The sequence below is a fragment of the Rhodoferax ferrireducens genome (assembly GCF_031458075.1).
GTDB classification, from domain to species: domain Bacteria; phylum Pseudomonadota; class Gammaproteobacteria; order Burkholderiales; family Burkholderiaceae_C; genus Rhodoferax_B; species Rhodoferax_B ferrireducens_A.
In genome coordinates, this window is sequence record NZ_JAVDXT010000001.1 from 1,326,250 (window position 1) to 1,341,938 (window position 15,689).

11 protein-coding genes and 1 pseudogene are annotated in these 15,689 nt (G+C 62.9%); 2 read left to right on the forward strand and 10 right to left on the reverse strand.

Annotation, left to right across the window (positions count from 1 at the left end):
• Positions 1-33: 33 nt before the first annotated feature.
• Positions 34-1,116 carry a PA0069 family radical SAM protein gene (locus tag J2X19_RS06250; RefSeq protein WP_310371611.1) on the forward strand — a complete coding sequence of 361 codons (1,083 nt, stop codon included), beginning with the start codon at positions 34-36 and terminating at the stop codon, positions 1,114-1,116.
• Between the two features lie 4 nt (positions 1,117-1,120).
• Here the strand turns inward: J2X19_RS06250 and fghA are convergent, their stop codons facing one another.
• From fghA to J2X19_RS06285, 7 genes and pseudogenes are all read right to left on the reverse strand, one after another.
• Positions 1,121-1,981 (reverse strand): S-formylglutathione hydrolase, encoded by an 861-nt coding sequence (fghA, locus tag J2X19_RS06255; RefSeq protein ID WP_310371613.1) that lies wholly within the window; start codon positions 1,979-1,981, stop codon positions 1,121-1,123.
• Positions 1,982-2,018: 37 nt separating this feature from the next.
• The gene (locus J2X19_RS06260) at positions 2,019-3,137 is read right to left on the reverse strand and encodes an S-(hydroxymethyl)glutathione dehydrogenase/class III alcohol dehydrogenase (RefSeq protein ID WP_092756767.1); all 1,119 of its coding nucleotides are present in this window, start codon (positions 3,135-3,137) and stop codon (positions 2,019-2,021) included.
• A 204-nt stretch (positions 3,138-3,341) separates the two neighbouring features.
• Entirely contained in the window at positions 3,342-4,478 is a 1,137-nt protein-coding gene (gene dnaJ / locus J2X19_RS06265) for a molecular chaperone DnaJ (RefSeq protein WP_116608933.1), read from the reverse strand.
• Between the two features lie 130 nt (positions 4,479-4,608).
• Positions 4,609-6,561: a molecular chaperone DnaK gene (gene dnaK, locus J2X19_RS06270; protein WP_116608932.1), complete on the reverse strand. Its 1,953-nt coding sequence runs from the start codon at positions 6,559-6,561 to the stop codon at positions 4,609-4,611.
• Between the two features lie 122 nt (positions 6,562-6,683).
• On the reverse strand, positions 6,684-7,190 hold the full coding sequence (grpE, locus tag J2X19_RS06275) for a nucleotide exchange factor GrpE (RefSeq protein WP_310372646.1): 507 nt from the start codon (positions 7,188-7,190) through the stop codon (positions 6,684-6,686).
• Positions 7,191-7,322: 132 nt separating this feature from the next.
• On the reverse strand, positions 7,323-7,682 hold the full coding sequence (locus J2X19_RS06280; RefSeq protein WP_092758500.1) for an FKBP-type peptidyl-prolyl cis-trans isomerase: 360 nt from the start codon (positions 7,680-7,682) through the stop codon (positions 7,323-7,325).
• Between the two features lie 184 nt (positions 7,683-7,866).
• A pseudogene (locus J2X19_RS06285) lies at positions 7,867-8,547 on the reverse strand (fumarylacetoacetate hydrolase family protein); the annotation flags it as partial.
• A 50-nt stretch (positions 8,548-8,597) separates the two neighbouring features.
• On the opposite strand from J2X19_RS06285, the gene J2X19_RS06290 reads away from it, so the two are divergent.
• Positions 8,598-8,924, forward strand: a complete 327-nt coding sequence (locus J2X19_RS06290) for a LysR substrate-binding domain-containing protein (RefSeq protein ID WP_310371621.1) — start codon at positions 8,598-8,600, stop codon at positions 8,922-8,924.
• 88 nt (positions 8,925-9,012) lie between these two features.
• Here the strand turns inward: J2X19_RS06290 and J2X19_RS06295 are convergent, their stop codons facing one another.
• From J2X19_RS06295 to J2X19_RS06305, 3 genes are all read right to left on the reverse strand, one after another.
• A complete protein-coding gene (locus J2X19_RS06295; RefSeq protein ID WP_310371623.1) occupies positions 9,013-10,488 on the reverse strand; it encodes a ShlB/FhaC/HecB family hemolysin secretion/activation protein in 1,476 nt (491 codons plus the stop codon).
• 101 nt (positions 10,489-10,589) lie between these two features.
• Positions 10,590-15,032, reverse strand: a complete 4,443-nt coding sequence (locus tag J2X19_RS06300; protein ID WP_310371625.1) for a beta strand repeat-containing protein — start codon at positions 15,030-15,032, stop codon at positions 10,590-10,592.
• A gap of 273 nt (positions 15,033-15,305) precedes the next feature.
• Complete coding sequence (locus tag J2X19_RS06305) at positions 15,306-15,617, reverse strand: winged helix-turn-helix transcriptional regulator (RefSeq protein ID WP_092758496.1); 312 nt, start codon at positions 15,615-15,617, stop codon at positions 15,306-15,308.
• Positions 15,618-15,689 lie beyond the last annotated feature (72 nt).

Consider the following 15,689-nt stretch of genomic DNA (forward strand, 5'->3'; position numbering starts at 1 on the left):
CAGAGGCCGATTTAATCCTTATTTTGTCCTGCCATGTCCCACACCATCGTCCCCATCCACGCCATCAAAGGCCGTGGCACGGCCACGCACCTGGCGCACCGCTTCACATCGCTGGAGCGCGATGCGTTCGACGACGGCTGGGGCACGCTGCAAGACGCCGAGCCCAGGGCACCGCTGGCCACCGAGGTCACGTTTAAAGACGCGCGTAGCGCCATCACCCGCAACGACTCGCCCGACATCTACTTCGACTACGGGCTTAACCCGTACCGCGGCTGTGAGCATGGCTGCGTGTATTGCTATGCCCGGCCCACGCACAGCTACCTGAATCTGTCGCCAGGGCTGGACTTTGAAACCCGCATCATCGCCAAGCGCAACCTGGCCGAAGTGCTGGCGCGCGAGTTGGCGGCCAAGAGCTATGTGCCGCAGATGATCGCCCTGGGCACGGTGACCGACGGCTACCAGCCGGTGGAGCGCGAGCTGCGCCTGACCCGTGGCGCGCTGGAGGTGCTGCAGCGCTGCCGGCATCCGGTGGGCCTGGTGACCAAGGGCAGCGGCGTGGAGCGGGATCTGGACCTGTTGGCGCCGATGGCGGCGCAGAAGCTGGCAGCGGTCTACGTGACCATCACCACCTTGGACGGCGCACTGGCCCGCACCCTGGAGCCACGGGCTGCTGCGCCGTACCGCCGGCTGCGCACCATCCGCGCGCTGGCCGAGGCCGGCGTGCCGGTGGGCGTCAGCGTGGGGCCGCAGATTCCGTTCATCAACGACGACATGGAACAGGTGCTGGCCGCCGCCTATGAGGCCGGCGCGCGCACCGCGTTCTACACCGTGCTGCGCCTGCCCTGGGAGGTGCGGCCGCTGTTCCGCGAATGGCTGCAGCTGCACTACCCCCAGCGCGCCGAGCGGGTGATGGCGCGCATCCAGGACATGCGCGGCGGCAAGGACTACAACGCCGACTTTGCTACCCGCATGAAGGGCAGCGGCCTGTGGGCCGAGCTGCTGCGCCAGCGCTTCCACAAGACCTGCGCCAAGCTGGGGCTGAACCGCGAGCGGGTCGAACTGGATGTGGCGCAGTTCCGGCCGGGGCTGCTGTCGGGGCAGTCGAGTTTGTTTTGAGAGCTTAGTTGCCTTGCAGCGCCTGGCTGTGGAAGGCGATGTGCTCGGCCATGAAGGTGGTGATGAAGTAGTAGCCGTGGTCGTAGCCCATGTGGCGGCGCACGATCAGTGGCTGGCCTACGGCCTGGCAGGCGGCTTCGAAGATATGCGGGTTCAGCTGGGCGGCCAAGAACTTGTCGGCCAGGCCCTGGTCAATCAGGATGCCGCCGGGGTAGGGCGCCGAGGTCTTGGCGGCCATCAGGAACACCGCGTCGTGCTTGGGCCAATCGGTGTTGTCGGCGCCCAGGTAGCCGCTGAAGGCTTTTTGGCCCCAGCCGCACTGGGTGGGTGCGCAGATGGGGGCGAAGGCGGATACCGACTTGAACAGGCCTGGATGCTTGAGCGCCAGGGTCAGCGCGCCGTGGCCGCCCATCGAATGGCCGAAAATGCCGACGCGCTGCGGGTCAATCGGCAGCTCGGAGGCGATGGCCGGCAGCAGCTCCTTGGTCAGGTAGCTTTCCATGCGGTAGTGGGTGGACCAGGGGGCCTCGGTAGCGTCGATGTAGAAGCTGGCGGCCAGGCCGAAGTCCCAGTCATCGGTCTCGCCTGGCACATTCGCGCCGCGCGGGCCGGTGTCGGGCGCAATCAAGGCCAGGCCGTGCTGGGCCGCGTATTGCTGGGCGCCGGCCTTGGTCATGAAGGTTTCTTCGTTGCAGGTCAGGCCCGCCAGGTACAGCAGGGCCGGCACGCGACCGTGGTTGGCCTGCGGCGGCAGGTAGACCGAGAACTTCATCGGCAAGCCGATCTCGCGCGAGTCGTGTTGGTAGAAGGTTTGCACGCCGCCAAAACAGCCGTGCTCGGAGAGGGTTTTCAGGGGTTCGGTCATACAGCCAATCAAAGAAATGGGAAGGGAGGGCGGGGCGTTAAAACAGCACGACTCCGCGGATAGATTCACCGCGCTTCATCAAATCAAAGCCCTTGTTGATGTCCTCCAGCGGCATGGTGTGGGTGATCAGCGGGTCGATGCTGATCTTGCCCTCCATGTACCAGTCGACGATCTTGGGCACGTCGGTGCGGCCCCGTGCGCCGCCGAAGGCCGAGCCTTCCCATTTGCGGCCGGTGACCAGCTGGAACGGCCGGGTGCTGATCTCGGCACCGGCCTCGGCCACGCCGATGATGATGCTGCGGCCCCAGCCCTTGTGGGTGCATTCCAGCGCCTGGCGCATGACCTTGGTGTTGCCTATGCATTCAAAGCTGTAGTCAGCACCGCCGTCGGTCAGCTGGACAATCGCATCGACGATGTTGCCGCCAGCGGCTTCGATGTCCTTGGGGTTCAGGAAGTGGGTCATGCCAAAGCTGCGGGCCATGGCTTCGCGGGCCGGGTTCAGGTCGACACCGATGATCTTGTCGGCGCCCACCATCTTGGCGCCCTGGATCACGTTCAGGCCGATACCGCCGAGTCCGAACACCACCACATTGGCGCCGGCTTCGACCTTGGCGGTGAACAGCACGGCACCGATGCCGGTGGTGACGCCGCAGCCGATGTAGCAGACCTTGTCGAACGGGGCGTCCTTGCGGATCTTGGCCAGGGAGATCTCGGGGGCCACGGTGTAGTTGCTGAAGGTGCTGGTGCCCATGTAGTGGAAGATGGGCTGGCCGCCCAGGCTGAAGCGGCTGGTGGCGTCAGGCATCAGGCCCTTGCCCTGGGTGCCACGGATCAGCTGGCACAGGTTGGTCTTGCGGCTCAGGCAGAACTTGCACTGGCGGCATTCGGGGGTGTACAGGGGGATGACGTGGTCGCCCTTCTGCAATGTCGTCACACCGGGGCCGACATCGACCACGATGCCCGCGCCTTCATGGCCGAGGATGGCGGGGAAGATGCCTTCGGGGTCGGCGCCACTGAGGGTGTAGTAGTCGGTGTGGCAGATGCCGGTGGCTTTGATTTCGACCAGCACTTCGCCGAATTTCGGGCCTTCCAGGTCCACGGTTTCTATTGTCAGGGGGGTGCCGGCTTTCCAGGCGACTGCGGCTTTGGTTTTCATGGCGGTGTCCTTGCGCTGGCAAAAGTTCAACTATAAGCCGCGACCACCTATTTGCTACCTGCCCATCCTGCTATTTTTATAACAAATAGATCGCCGGCGCAGGTAGGAATTGCACCCGTAGCTATCAACACAATAGCAAAAGCGATGGCAGCCGCAAACGAAAAAAGCCCCCGGTTGTAACGCCGGGCGCTTTGCTTCAACACCTTATGCGTTGAAGAATTTCTTCAGCTTGTCGGTCCAGCTGTCACCGGAGGGCGAATGCTTGCCGCCGCCCTTCTTGAACGACTCTTCCAGCTCGCGCAGCAGCTTGCGCTGGTGCTCGGTGAGCTTGACCGGCGTTTCCACCGTGATGTGGCAGTACAGGTCGCCGGGCGAGCTGTCGCGCACGCCCTTGATGCCCTTGCCGCGCAGGCGGAACTGCTTGCCGGCTTGCGTGCCCTCGGGGATGTCGATGGCGGCCTTGCCGGCCAGCGTCGGCACTTCGATCTCGCCGCCCAGGGCCGCGGTGATGAAGCTCACTGGTACCGAGCAGTGCAGGTCGCCGCCGTCGCGCTCAAAGATGTCGTGTTTCTTGGTGCGGATCTCGATGTACAGGTCGCCGGAGGGGCCGCCGTTGGAGCCCGGCTCGCCGTTGCCGACGCTGCGAATGCGCATGCCGTCGTCGATGCCGGCGGGGATCTTCACTTCCAGCGTCTTTTGTTTCTTCAGCTTGCCCTGGCCGCTGCAGACCGTGCAGGGCTCGGGGATCACCTTGCCCGTGCCGCGGCAGGTGGGGCAGGTTTGCTGCACGCTGAAGAAACCCTGGCGCATCTGCACCGTGCCCTGGCCCGCGCAGGTGCCGCAGGTCTTGGCCTGGGTGCCGGGCTTGGCGCCGCTGCCGTGGCAGGTGTCGCAGGCTTCCCAGGTGGGGATGCGGATCTGCGCTTCCTTGCCGCGGGCGGCTTCTTCCAGGGTGATTTCCATGGCGTAGCTCAGGTCGCTGCCGCGGAACACCTGGCGGCCACCGCGGCCACCGCCCCGGCTCTGGCCGAACATGTCGCCAAAAATGTCGCCAAAGGCTTCGGCAAAGCCGCCAAAGCCTTCCGCGCCCGGGCCGCCGCGCATGTTCGGGTCGACGCCGGCAAAGCCGTGCTGGTCGTAGGCCGCGCGTTTTTGCGCGTCGCTCAGCATCTCGTAAGCCTCTTTGGCTTCCTTGAACTTTTCTTCCGCGACAGTGCCTGCATCACCCTGGTTGCGGTCAGGGTGGTGCTTCATCGCCAGCTTGCGATAGGCCTTCTTGATTTCTTCGTCGGAAGCGTTCTTGGGAACGCCCAGGGTTTCGTAGTAGTCTTTTTTGCTCATTCTGCAATTACTTTCTCAATACAGCGATCCGGGATGAGCCACATCAGCGCCAGTACGCAAAAAGCCGCGTCGAAACCCCGTGAGGGGCATTCGAACGCGGCGCGGGTCCGGTGGAGTGAACCCCGCGGGATTAACCTTTCTTGACCTCTTTCACTTCCGCGTCGACGACGTTGTCGTCGGCAGCGGGCTTGGCTTCGGCAGCGGCTTCGGCGCCACCGGCGGCTGCGCCGGCAGAGGCTTCTTCGGCAGCTTGCTTGGCTTGCATGTCGGCGTACATTTTTTCGCCCAGCTTCTGGCTGACGGTCATCAAGGCGGTGTTCTTTTCGTCGATCGCAGCCTTGTCGTCACCCTTCAGCGCTTCTTCCAGGGCCTTGATGGCGGCTTCGATGCTGTCCTTTTCGGACGCTTCGATCTTGTCGCCGTATTCGGTCAGGCTCTTCTTCACGCTGTGCACGCTGGCTTCGCCCTGGTTACGGGCTTGCACCAGTTCCAGCTTCTTCTTGTCGTCGGCGGCGTTCAGCTCGGCGTCTTTCACCATTTGCTGGATTTCGGCTTCCGACAGGCCGGAGTTGGCCTTGATGGTGACCTTGTTTTCCTTACCCGTGCCTTTATCCTTGGCGCCGACGTGCAAGATGCCGTTGGCGTCGATGTCGAACGACACTTCGATCTGCGGCGTGCCACGGGCTGCGGGCGGGATGCCTTCGAGGTTGAACTCACCCAGCAGCTTGTTCACATTGGCGATCTCGCGTTCGCCCTGGAACACCTTGATGGTCACGGCCGGCTGGTTGTCGTCGGCGGTGGAGAAGGTCTGCGCAAACTTGGTCGGGATGGTCGTGTTCTTGTTGATCATCTTGGTCATCACGCCGCCCAGGGTTTCGATACCCAGAGACAGAGGCGTCACGTCCAGCAGCAGCACGTCCTTGCGGTCGCCCGACAGCACCTGGCCTTGGATCGCGGCGCCCACGGCCACGGCTTCGTCAGGGTTCACGTCCTTGCGGGGTTCGCGGCCGAAGAATTCCTTGACCTTGTCCTGCACCTTGGGCATGCGGGTCATACCGCCGACCAGGATCACGTCATGGATGTCGGAGACCGACACGCCAGCATCCTTGATCGCCAGGCGGCAAGGGGCGATGGTGCGTTCGATCAGCTCTTCCACCAGGGCTTCGAGCTTGGCGCGGCTGAGCTTGATGTTCAGATGCTTGGGGCCGGAAGCGTCGGCGGTCACGTAGGGCAGGTTGATGTCGGTGGCGGCGCCGTTCGACAGTTCGATCTTGGCCTTTTCAGCGGCTTCTTTCAGGCGCTGCAGGGCCAGCACGTCTTTGGACAGATCGACGCCGGATTCTTTCTTGAACTCGGTGATGATGAAGTCGATGATGCGCTGGTCGAAGTCTTCGCCGCCCAGGAAGGTGTCGCCGTTGGTGGACAGCACTTCGAATTGCTTTTCGCCATCGACATCGGCGATTTCGATGATGGAGATGTCGAAGGTACCGCCGCCCAGGTCATACACGGCGATCTTGCGGTCGCCCTTTTCCTGCTTGTCCAGGCCGAAGGCCAGGGCTGCAGCGGTGGGTTCGTTGATGATGCGCTTGACTTCCAGGCCGGCGATACGGCCAGCGTCCTTGGTGGCCTGGCGCTGCGCGTCGTTGAAGTACGCTGGCACGGTAATCACGGCTTCGGTGACCGGCTCGCCCAGGTAGTCTTCGGCGGTCTTCTTCATCTTGCGCAGAATGTCGGCGCTGACCTGCTGGGCCGACATCTTGGTGCCGCGCACTTCGACCCAGGCGTCGCCGTTGTCGGCTGCCACGATCTTGTAAGGCATCAGATCGATGTCTTTTTGGACTTCTTTTTCCGAGAACTTGCGGCCGATCAAACGCTTGACGGCGTACAGCGTGTTCTTCGGGTTGGTCACGGCCTGGCGCTTGGCGGACGCGCCAACCAGCACTTCGCCGTCTTCCTGGTAGGCCACGATGGACGGCGTGGTGCGCGCGCCTTCGGAGTTTTCAATGACGCGGGGCACATTGCCTTCCATGATGGAGACGCAGCTGTTGGTGGTGCCCAAGTCAATACCAATGATTCTTCCCATGATTGCTTCCTTCGATTTATGTGAGTGGAGCGGGTTGTTGCCAGTTCGTGCTGCAAAAACCCTTGTGTTGCTAACGTGTGGATAACTTTCGCCACTTCAAGAGTGGGGTTACCGCTTTTTGTTTATTTAGGTGCAGTAACGGTGACCAAAGCCGGGCGCAGCACGCGGTCGGCGATCAAATAGCCTTTTTGCAGCACGCTGACCACGGTATTGGCTTCCTGCTCGGCCGGTACCACGCTGATCGCCTGGTGCTGGTGCGGGTCGAACTTGGTGCCGGCGGGAGGGGCGATCTCGATCACCTTGTTGCGTTCCAGTGCGCTTTTCAGCTGGCGCAGGGTAGCTTCAGCGCCTTCACGGATCTGGGCCGTGGTGCCGTCCTTGATCGCCAGGCCGGCTTCCAGGCTGTCGGCCACCGGCAGCAGGCTTTCGGCAAAGCTTTCCAGGCTGAACTTGCGGGCCTTGGCGATGTCTTCCTCGGCGCGGCGGCGGGCGTTCTCGGCATCGGCCTTGGCGCGCAGGAACTGGTCGGCCAGATCGGCACTTTTGGCTTTCAACGCAGCCAACTCGGCCTGGGCCTGGGCCAGGGCTTCCGCATCGCTGGCAGCGGGCTGCTCGTCGGTGGGGGCCATGCTGTCCAGCGGGTTGTGGTCGGGATTGGGATTGATATCAGACATGCTTATGAGGAAATGGAATGAACCAGCGACACAGACTGGGGGCTAAGCGCCTGTTTGCAAGGGCTTAGCCGCCTAAAAAACCGGAATTTAGCCCTTGATGGCCAGCAATTCCACGTCGAACTTCAGCGTGGCGTTCGGTGGGATCACGCCACCGGCGCCGCGGGCGCCATAGCCCAGGGCTGCGGGGATGATCAGGGTGCGGGCGCCACCGATCTGCATGCCGGCCACGCCTTCGTCCCAGCCCTTGATGACCATGCCGGCGCCCAGGGAGAACACGAACGGGTCTTTGCGGTCCTTGCTGGAGTCGAACTTGGCGCCTTGCACGCCGTCGTTGTACAGCCAGCCGGTGTAGTGCACGGTCACGCTCTTGCCCTTGGTGGCGACGTCGCCCGAGCCCTGGATGGTGTCTTCAAACTGCAGGCCGGAGGCGGTGGTGGTGAATGCCATGTGAATTCCTTGAATGTATTGCTGTCATGCCCACGCGGCGCCCGGGCGGCAGGCCTGTGGCCCGCCACTCTGGCGCTGCGTAGCTTGTTTGCTATGGAAGTAATAGCTGCTGTCGCACAGTAGACGTGCGCAGCAGCCCTAAAAGACCCTGGATTATGCCAGCAGCCCGCAGGGGTATTCGGGCTTATGCGCGATTGCGCCGCGCCAGGTCGTGCAGCAACGCGCTGATGCCATAGGTCCAGGGAGCCACCCGGTCGCAGGTATTGACCCGGTTCACCAGCTGCCCCAACTGGGCCGTGGCCACCGTCACCACATCGCCCACCACATGGATGAAGCCTTGGCCCGGGCCATGCCGGTCCTGAGTGGGGGCGAACATGGTGCCCAGGAACAGTATCAGGCCGTCGGGATACTGGTGGTTCGGGCCAATCGCCTGGGCCACCAGGTCCAACGGATCGCGGCTGATCTTGCTGCGGCTGCTGGCACCCTGCATCGCCAGGTCGCAGCGGCGCACCTCGTTGATGCCGAAATCCGCATCGAACAGGCGGATGAACGGGCCGATGGCGCAGGAATCCTTGGCCTTGCCCAGCAGCAGGGCGCTGCGGCCTTCGAAGTCGCGCAGGTTGACGTCGTTGCCCAGCGCTGCACCCACGGTTTCGCCGCGGCTGTTGACGGCCAGCACCACTTCGGGCTCGGAGTTGTTCCAGACGCTGCCCGGGTGGATGCCGACCTCGGCGCCTACGCCGACGACGCTCAGCACCTGGGATTTGGTGAAGATTTCGGCGTCCGGGCCAATGCCGACCTCCAGGTACTGCGACCACATACCCTGGGCCAGCAGCACCTGTTTGAGTTGGGCGGCAGCCGGGGAGCATCCAGGAAATTGGCGATCTCAAAAGGTTTCCCTGGCTGCACGATCTATTGCGCACCAGCAAATGGTCCAAATGGCTTGCCGCTTGCGGAGTGGAAGAGTTGGCGAGCGCACGCAATATGAAGTTTCAGGACACGGAGGCTACTTTGACTGCGGCGACCGCGGGCCTTGGTATTGCCATAGGACATGCCGTGCTGGTCGATCACGATGTGCGCGAGGGCCGTCTCATGGAGGTCTGGCCTGCCTATGCGCCGCTTGCTGCGGGCTACCACTTGTTGCAGACCAAACGTGTGCTGCGCAACCCCGCGGCGCGCGCGGTGGCTGACTGGCTAACCAAGGAAGCGGTAGCGTTCCGAGAGGCAACGCGCCAAGTTTGAGTCCTTACGATTTAGCTTCAGAGAACGTCGGCCAAATACGGAGTCGAGGCTCAAATGCAGCTGCAGAAAAATCTTGAGAAGGTATTGATCAGAAGGCCCAGCGGCCTTGAATCCAGGCGCGAGGGGATTTGTCGTGTTCAGATTGGGCTGGGCCGGTGCGCGGCCAAGCCAGCCAGGCTTGCCAGTCCAGTGCCTTGTAACTGCCGCGCAAACCGAGCCCTGCGCCTTCTAGCCGGCGGTGGTTGGTACCGGTCAGGAAGGGATTTTTGCTGATACGCACGCTTCCAGTATCCCAAAACACGCTGGGTATGAACATGGGTGTGATCGCATAGCGCAGTTCCAACTGGGACAGCCAGCCCTGGTCGCCCGTGGCTTCGCCGGATGGATAGGCGCGTACGCCGGCAGGGCCGCCGATAGCCAGTTTGTCGTAGGAGTCCAGATTCTGGGATGCCAGTTGCCCATGCAGGCGCAGGTACGCCTCCCACCGGGGGCTCAACCGCTGGGTGCGCTGCAGTTCCAGGCCCAAGGTGCTGTAACGCCCGGCTGTCTGGGCACTGGCTGCGTCAATGGCACGAGAGACATCGCTGTCGAGGCGGAGGTATCCGGTGCCCAGTTGCAGGGCCAGCAGATTGCTCCCGTCCATGCGGTCGAGCTGGCTGAGCGTGAGGTCCAGGCTCCAATGCTGTGCGTGCTTGTCGATGGTGGTCTGGGTTGCATTGACCTTGTCCTGCAAAGCACGGTTTTCGGCACTGATCTGCCCCACCAGATTGCGCTCCGGGCTGCGAATCAAGGCGTAGCTGACGCGGACTGTTGCGGCTTTGACGCTGCCTGTGGCGTCCAGCTGGGCAAAGTCGGAGCCCAGCCGGTATTGGGTGCGGATGATGCTGGTGCCCAGCGTCAGGCCATCGGTACCCAGGGGCACCTGTGCCGAGAGATGGCCGAAAAAGAGGGCAGATTGGCTGCTAAGCAGATGCAGGCCGAATTGCTCACCGTAGCCGAAGGGGTTGTTCAGCGCGAATTTGCCGCCGTAGCGCATGCGGCCCAGGTATTGGGAGCCATGGTTGTCGCTCTCCAGTCGGCCCGTCAGCAGTGGGGAATCCTGTACGTTGATACGTAGTTCGGTGAGTCCCGTGGTCGTTCCGGGCGCCAGCTCGGCTTGGGGCTCGATGCCCGGCATGTCGGAAAGCAGCAATACGGCCCGGTCGAGCTGGTACAGGTTGATGGGCGCGTTGCGCCGGATGTGGCCCAGCCGGGCTTCCAGTACCTCGGTGCGCAGCCGGCTCCGGTTGTCGATGCGTATTTCGGACAACGCGCCTTCTGCAACGCGTACTTCAAGCTCTCCATTTTGAATGGCCTGCGGTGGCAGGTAGGCGCGTACCAGAGTCCAGCCATTCGCGCGGTAGAGCGCGTTGATGCGTTCTATGCCGAGGTTGAGTTCGGTAAGGGTATGTTCGCCGCCATTCAGCGGGCTGACCAGCGCCTCCAGTGTGGCGGCGGGAAACAGCGTGGCGCCCGTTACGTGGATCTGCCGGACGGGAATTTTTCTTTCCGCGCTGGGGGACATGGGCGATGCGCTGGTGTCCACTTGGTCCGGGGGCGTCTGTGCCAGTGCCGGTGCTAACAAGCCCCACAAAAATGCTGCAAGTGTGTGTGCTCGTACTGCCTTCATTTGGCCCGGCATGCGTCGGTCGGGCCGGCTGAGGCCAGACTCCCTCCGCAGTTTTTCTGGAGGGTAGGGGGCTGTTGCATGGGCAGCGCGCTGCCCGTCTGCATGCGGGGCAAGTCGGACAGTGCTGCGGCATAACCGAGCTCCAGGCCAGCAGACCCCAGTGTCACGGCCGCCATGCTGGCCGGAAGAACTCGCAATGTTCCTGCGACATAGTGCAGCTGGTAGTTGTTGCTGCCCAAGCCGCTGGGAACGACGGCGTAGCTACCTGGCACGGAGTTGCTGCCAGCACCGGTGCTGAAGGCCAGGCTGCCGGTTAAATCAGAAGCGCCAGCGCTCTCGCCCGCCACGAAACCGCTGTATGTGGCACTGAAGGAGGGGTTGTTTTGTCCCACCAGGCGGCTGGCATTGTTGGCAGAAATGGTCAATGGCGCAGGTGTGATGGAGAACGTATTGCCTGTGAACGCAATGCTGTAGTTCCCATTGGCCAGGCTGCCCTGGCCAATGGCATAGCTGCCCGCATTCTGGCCGCCGGCCCGGCTGAGCGTCCCCGTCAGGCTGTCACCGCTGACCAGTCCGCTGGTGGCATAGGCCAGGCTGGGGTCGGTAGCGGCGTTGTTGTCGTAGACCTTGGACGCGGCGTTGGCTGCGACGGTGAGGGCCTTGGGGGTGATGTCGGCGGTCGTGGTGGCAGAGGAACTGGCCAGCACGTAGTTGCTGGCCCCGCTGCCACCCAGGCTGAAGGCCGCCGTGACGGTCTTGCCGGTACCCACGTCGCGGGTGTCGAAACTACCGCTTTGGCCCAGGGTCACGGTGTCGCCTGTGACCACGCCGCTGAGCGTGCCGCCGCTGACGGCGGCTGTGGTGTTGCCGTCATAGGTTTTGGAGGCGGCGCTGCTGCCGCTGACGGTCAGTGGGGCGGGGGTGATGGCAAAGCTATGCCCTGCGCTGAAGCTGGTCTGGTATCCCAGTTGGTCGGCCAAGCTTCCCTGGCTGATGCTGTAGCTGCCGACGTTCTGTCCCGCACTGCGCACCAGGCTGCCGTTCAGTATCTGGCTGGCGGTATCTCCATGTACCTGGCCGGAAATGGCATAGCCCAGGCTGGGGTCGGTTGCGGCATTTTTATCGTAGACCTTGCTGGGGTCGGTGGGCGTGACCGTGAGTGTGGGGCGTTCCCGGTACAGCACATAGGTGGTGCCATCGCCTACCGAGCTTGCGCCGGGCGCATCGCCCGCCTGCTTGCTGTAACGGAAATTGCCGCTACCTGCCGCGGCTTGTGTGGCCAGTGATCCGCCCAGGCTGGTCGAGCCCAAGGCACCGCTGTAGACATAGATTTTTTTGCCGGAATCGACCGACAAGGTGGCGCTGCTCACCACATCGCCGCCCGCGCTGGTTCCGCGCGCTGTGTTGGCGCCGGCGGTCAGTGTCAAGTCGCCATTGCTGACCGCCAGGCTGCCGCTGGTAGTCAAATTCTGGGTGAGGGTGGTTAGTTGTACCGTGTTGGTGGAAGCGATACCGGTGACGCCCAGCGCATTCGCGTCCACGACCGTTACGCCTGCGGCATTGTTGGCTGATAGCGTGCTGAAGTCATTGCCTGCGTTGGTCAAACTGATGGCGCTGCCACCGCCGTGGAGTGTGGTTGCTCCGCTGGCGGTGATGGCTCCGGTTTGGGTGATTCCAGGCGCAGTTAGCGTGAGGGCGCCAGCGATGGTGCTGCTGCCGAGCGACAAGGCGGTACTGTTGACCAGGCTGGCGGCGCCGGCATTGATCGACACGGCTCCCGTAAATTTATTGCTGGCATGGGTCAGGCTGACGGCGTTGCCGCCACCCATGCTGGTGATGTGGGTAGTGCCTCCGACATTGGAGAAGACACCCGCATTGGCAGCTGCATCGTCTGAAATCGCACCACCGGTGGATGTGATCACCAGGTTTCCAGGAGTGCTGATGAAACCCTTGTTCCAGATGGAATTGTGGGTGGATGTCTCTGCAGTCTGGGAAGCCAGGTGGACGGGTGCCGTGGTCAAAAAAGCCAGGGTGGCGTTGCCCCCCACATAGAAGCCGGTATAGCCATTGACGGCATCCAGCGCGGCCGCATTGATATTGACTGCACTGGCCACCGGTGCGGAGATGGAAACCGTGGCATTGGCGGTGCCGGAACCCCACACGCCATCGCCTCCGGCATTGGAGCCGCTGAGGGTGACGGCTCCCGTGGTGGATGTGATGTTGATCTTGCCCGCCAGTTTCAAACCGGCATTGCTATTGCTGGTGGTGCCGGCCTGGCCGACGGTGGTATTGGTGCCGGAAATATTTACCGTGCCTCCGGTGACGTTGATCGCCGTACCGGTGTTCCCCGCAAAATTGACGGTGGACAACTGGTTTCTGTAGGTAGTGGATACCGGGTTGGAGACGGTGCCGATGATGTTGACTGCCCCGGTGGTAGAAATGGTGTCGCCAGCGCCAATCTCCACACCGCCCCCGGCCCAGGTACTGACGGCGCCGGTTGCAATGCCGGTCAGTGAAATATTGCCGCCCGAGGTGCTTTGCAAGGTGTTGCTGCCTGTAAGTTTCACGCCGGTATTGTTGGTGCTCATGAGCGACGCGCCGTTGCCATTGACGCCGGTAATGGTGCCGGTGCCGCCACTCGTGCCCTGTACTGTGATGGCTCCGCTGGCTGTGGTCAGGGTCGCCGAGTTCATTACCACGCCCTGGGAGTTGCCATTGCTGGGCATGGTGCCGGTGATGTTGATATTCCCAGTGCCTGTGGTGTTCAGAAAACCGTTCAGAAACTGCAGGGCCGAAGCCGTGCCGTTCTGCGCTCCCGTGGCCGTCAGGCTGATATTGCCGCCATTGGCTGTTACATCCACAAATTGCAGTTTTAGTCCATTGTTGCCGGCAGCCGTGGTGGTGGCATTGGCGGTCATGGCGACATTCAGTGCATTGCTGGTACTGGTGATGGTGCGGTGGCTGCCGACGGTGGCATTGCTGGTGATGCGGCCATCGGCAATCAGGGTCAGCGTGGCGGCCGAGCCCACATTCTTCAGGATATTGCCATTGATGGCGATATTGCCCTCTTGGGCTCCAGCCCCGACGGTGGTGATGGTGACGCTGCCGCCAGCGTTCAGAATGGTTTGGATATTGCCGGTGTTGACCAGCGAGCCCGAGGCCGTAGGCGCCCACACATTGCTGGTGAAGGCGCCGCCCGTCTGAACTCCGCTGGAGATGGTGACGTTATACGGGTCCAGCAGCCACAGGCCACCTTGGCCTTGCGGGGCGGAAACATCGACCTCAATGCGATTGGTATCCAGCGCGTGCCCAGATGTTTCTACCGCACCCCCATTGCCGCCCTGTGCGCCGCCCGTGGCCAGGATGCGGCCATGCACATTGGCTACGTCAGTACCCCAGACGACGACTTTGCCGCCATTGCCGGCCTGCGTGGCACTGGCGTCGATGGTAGCTGTGGAGGCCATATAGACGGCATCGGCATTGGGCTCGGGCCCCAGGCCTTGCTGGTTGCCTCCGGCCAGGACCATGCCCCCACCCGCGGGGCCGCTGGCATCCAGGCGGGCGGCTCCAAACAAGCCAACCTTTTGCCCCAGCACCTTTATGGTACCGCCGCTGTCGCCGGCACTCTGGCCGCTGGCGTCCAAAGTGCCGCTGACGAGTGCCGTGCTACCCGCATCGCCCAGCAGCTCGATGCTGCCGTTGCGTTGCGACACCGTTCTGGCCTGGACGATGCCGCTGTGGTTGATGACGGCGTTGTTCAAGCCTTCCAGGCCTTTGGCCGTCAGCACCACCTTGCCACCATCGGCCAGCACCATGCCGCCGTTGTCTACCAGGGCCTGGGCCGCGCCCTGGGTCAGGGTGTAGCCGATGGGGCTGCCATCGGCCAGTTTCAGGCTGACGCCATTGGCAGCCGCCAGCAGCACGCTGCCTTGGGGGGCGTGGATCTGGCCGGTATTGGCAACGCTGGGGGCAATCAGCGCGACCTTGCCGCCAGGGGGGACGGTGATCGTGCCCTGGTTCGCTACGCTGGCCGTGCTGCTGCCCGCCAGCTGGTACCGGCCTGCTTCAAAATCGGCATTGCTGATATCCAGTGTGCTGGCGACCAGGCCTCCGACATTGACTTGCGCGCCAGAGCCTATGAGCACGCCATTCGGGTTCAGGATGAACACGTTCCCATTGGCGATCAGACTGCCCAGAATGCTGGACGACTCTCGGCCGGTAACACGGTTCAGTGCGATGGCCTGGGCATTCGGTTGGGCAAACCGCACCGTTTCGTTGGCGCGAATGCCAAAACGGGACCAGTCGATGGCCAGGTGCTGGCTATTCTGGTTGATGGTCGTGGTGAGGCCGGTTTGGCTGATGCTGCCGCTGCCCGCAGCGATGTTGCCGCCCGCTGGCTCGGCCTGGCTTGGGCCGTAGCAGGCAAGGCCGGCGAGCAAGGCCGCCAGACTGCGCTTTGGACTGCCCTGGCAACGCGCTTGGGGGAGCGGCTTTGCCAGCGGGCCTCTCTTTAGGTCTGTGCCGGAGGCGGAGTTGCGCTTGCTGTGAAGAGGAGAGGCTTCTTCGTATGCCGGGAAGGGGCGTAGCGGCTGGTCAAGCATGGTGATTCCATCCTCACTTTGAACCTCCCTCTGCCTTTGCCAAGGCTTGCAATTTGAATCCGTCGACTGGAAACCATGGTCACTCTATCGGTGACTTCATGGCATTCCAGCTTACTTGACCTTCTTGGCCTGGGCTACCGACCATTTACCGGCAAAGGCCTGGATGTCGCTCAGGCGTTTCAGCAGGTCGGCACCGGTGGGGGTGACGCTGTAGCCGTCGGAGCCGTGGGTCAGCAGGTCGGCTTCGCGCAGCTCTTTGAGGCGGGTGTTCAAGGTGTTGGGGGTGACACCGCCGACGCTGTCTTGCAGCAGGCGGAAGGTCTGGGCGTGGCCGTCTTTCAGGGCCCACAGCACGCGGATGGCGTAGCGGGATTCCAGCAGGGCCAGCAGTTGGTGGACGGCGACGTTTTCTTTGGAACTCATAGGGTGTTCTCCTCGGTGCAATGTTTGTTGGGGGTGTCCGGTTGCTGGCTTTGCGCCCGGATGGCGGTGCAA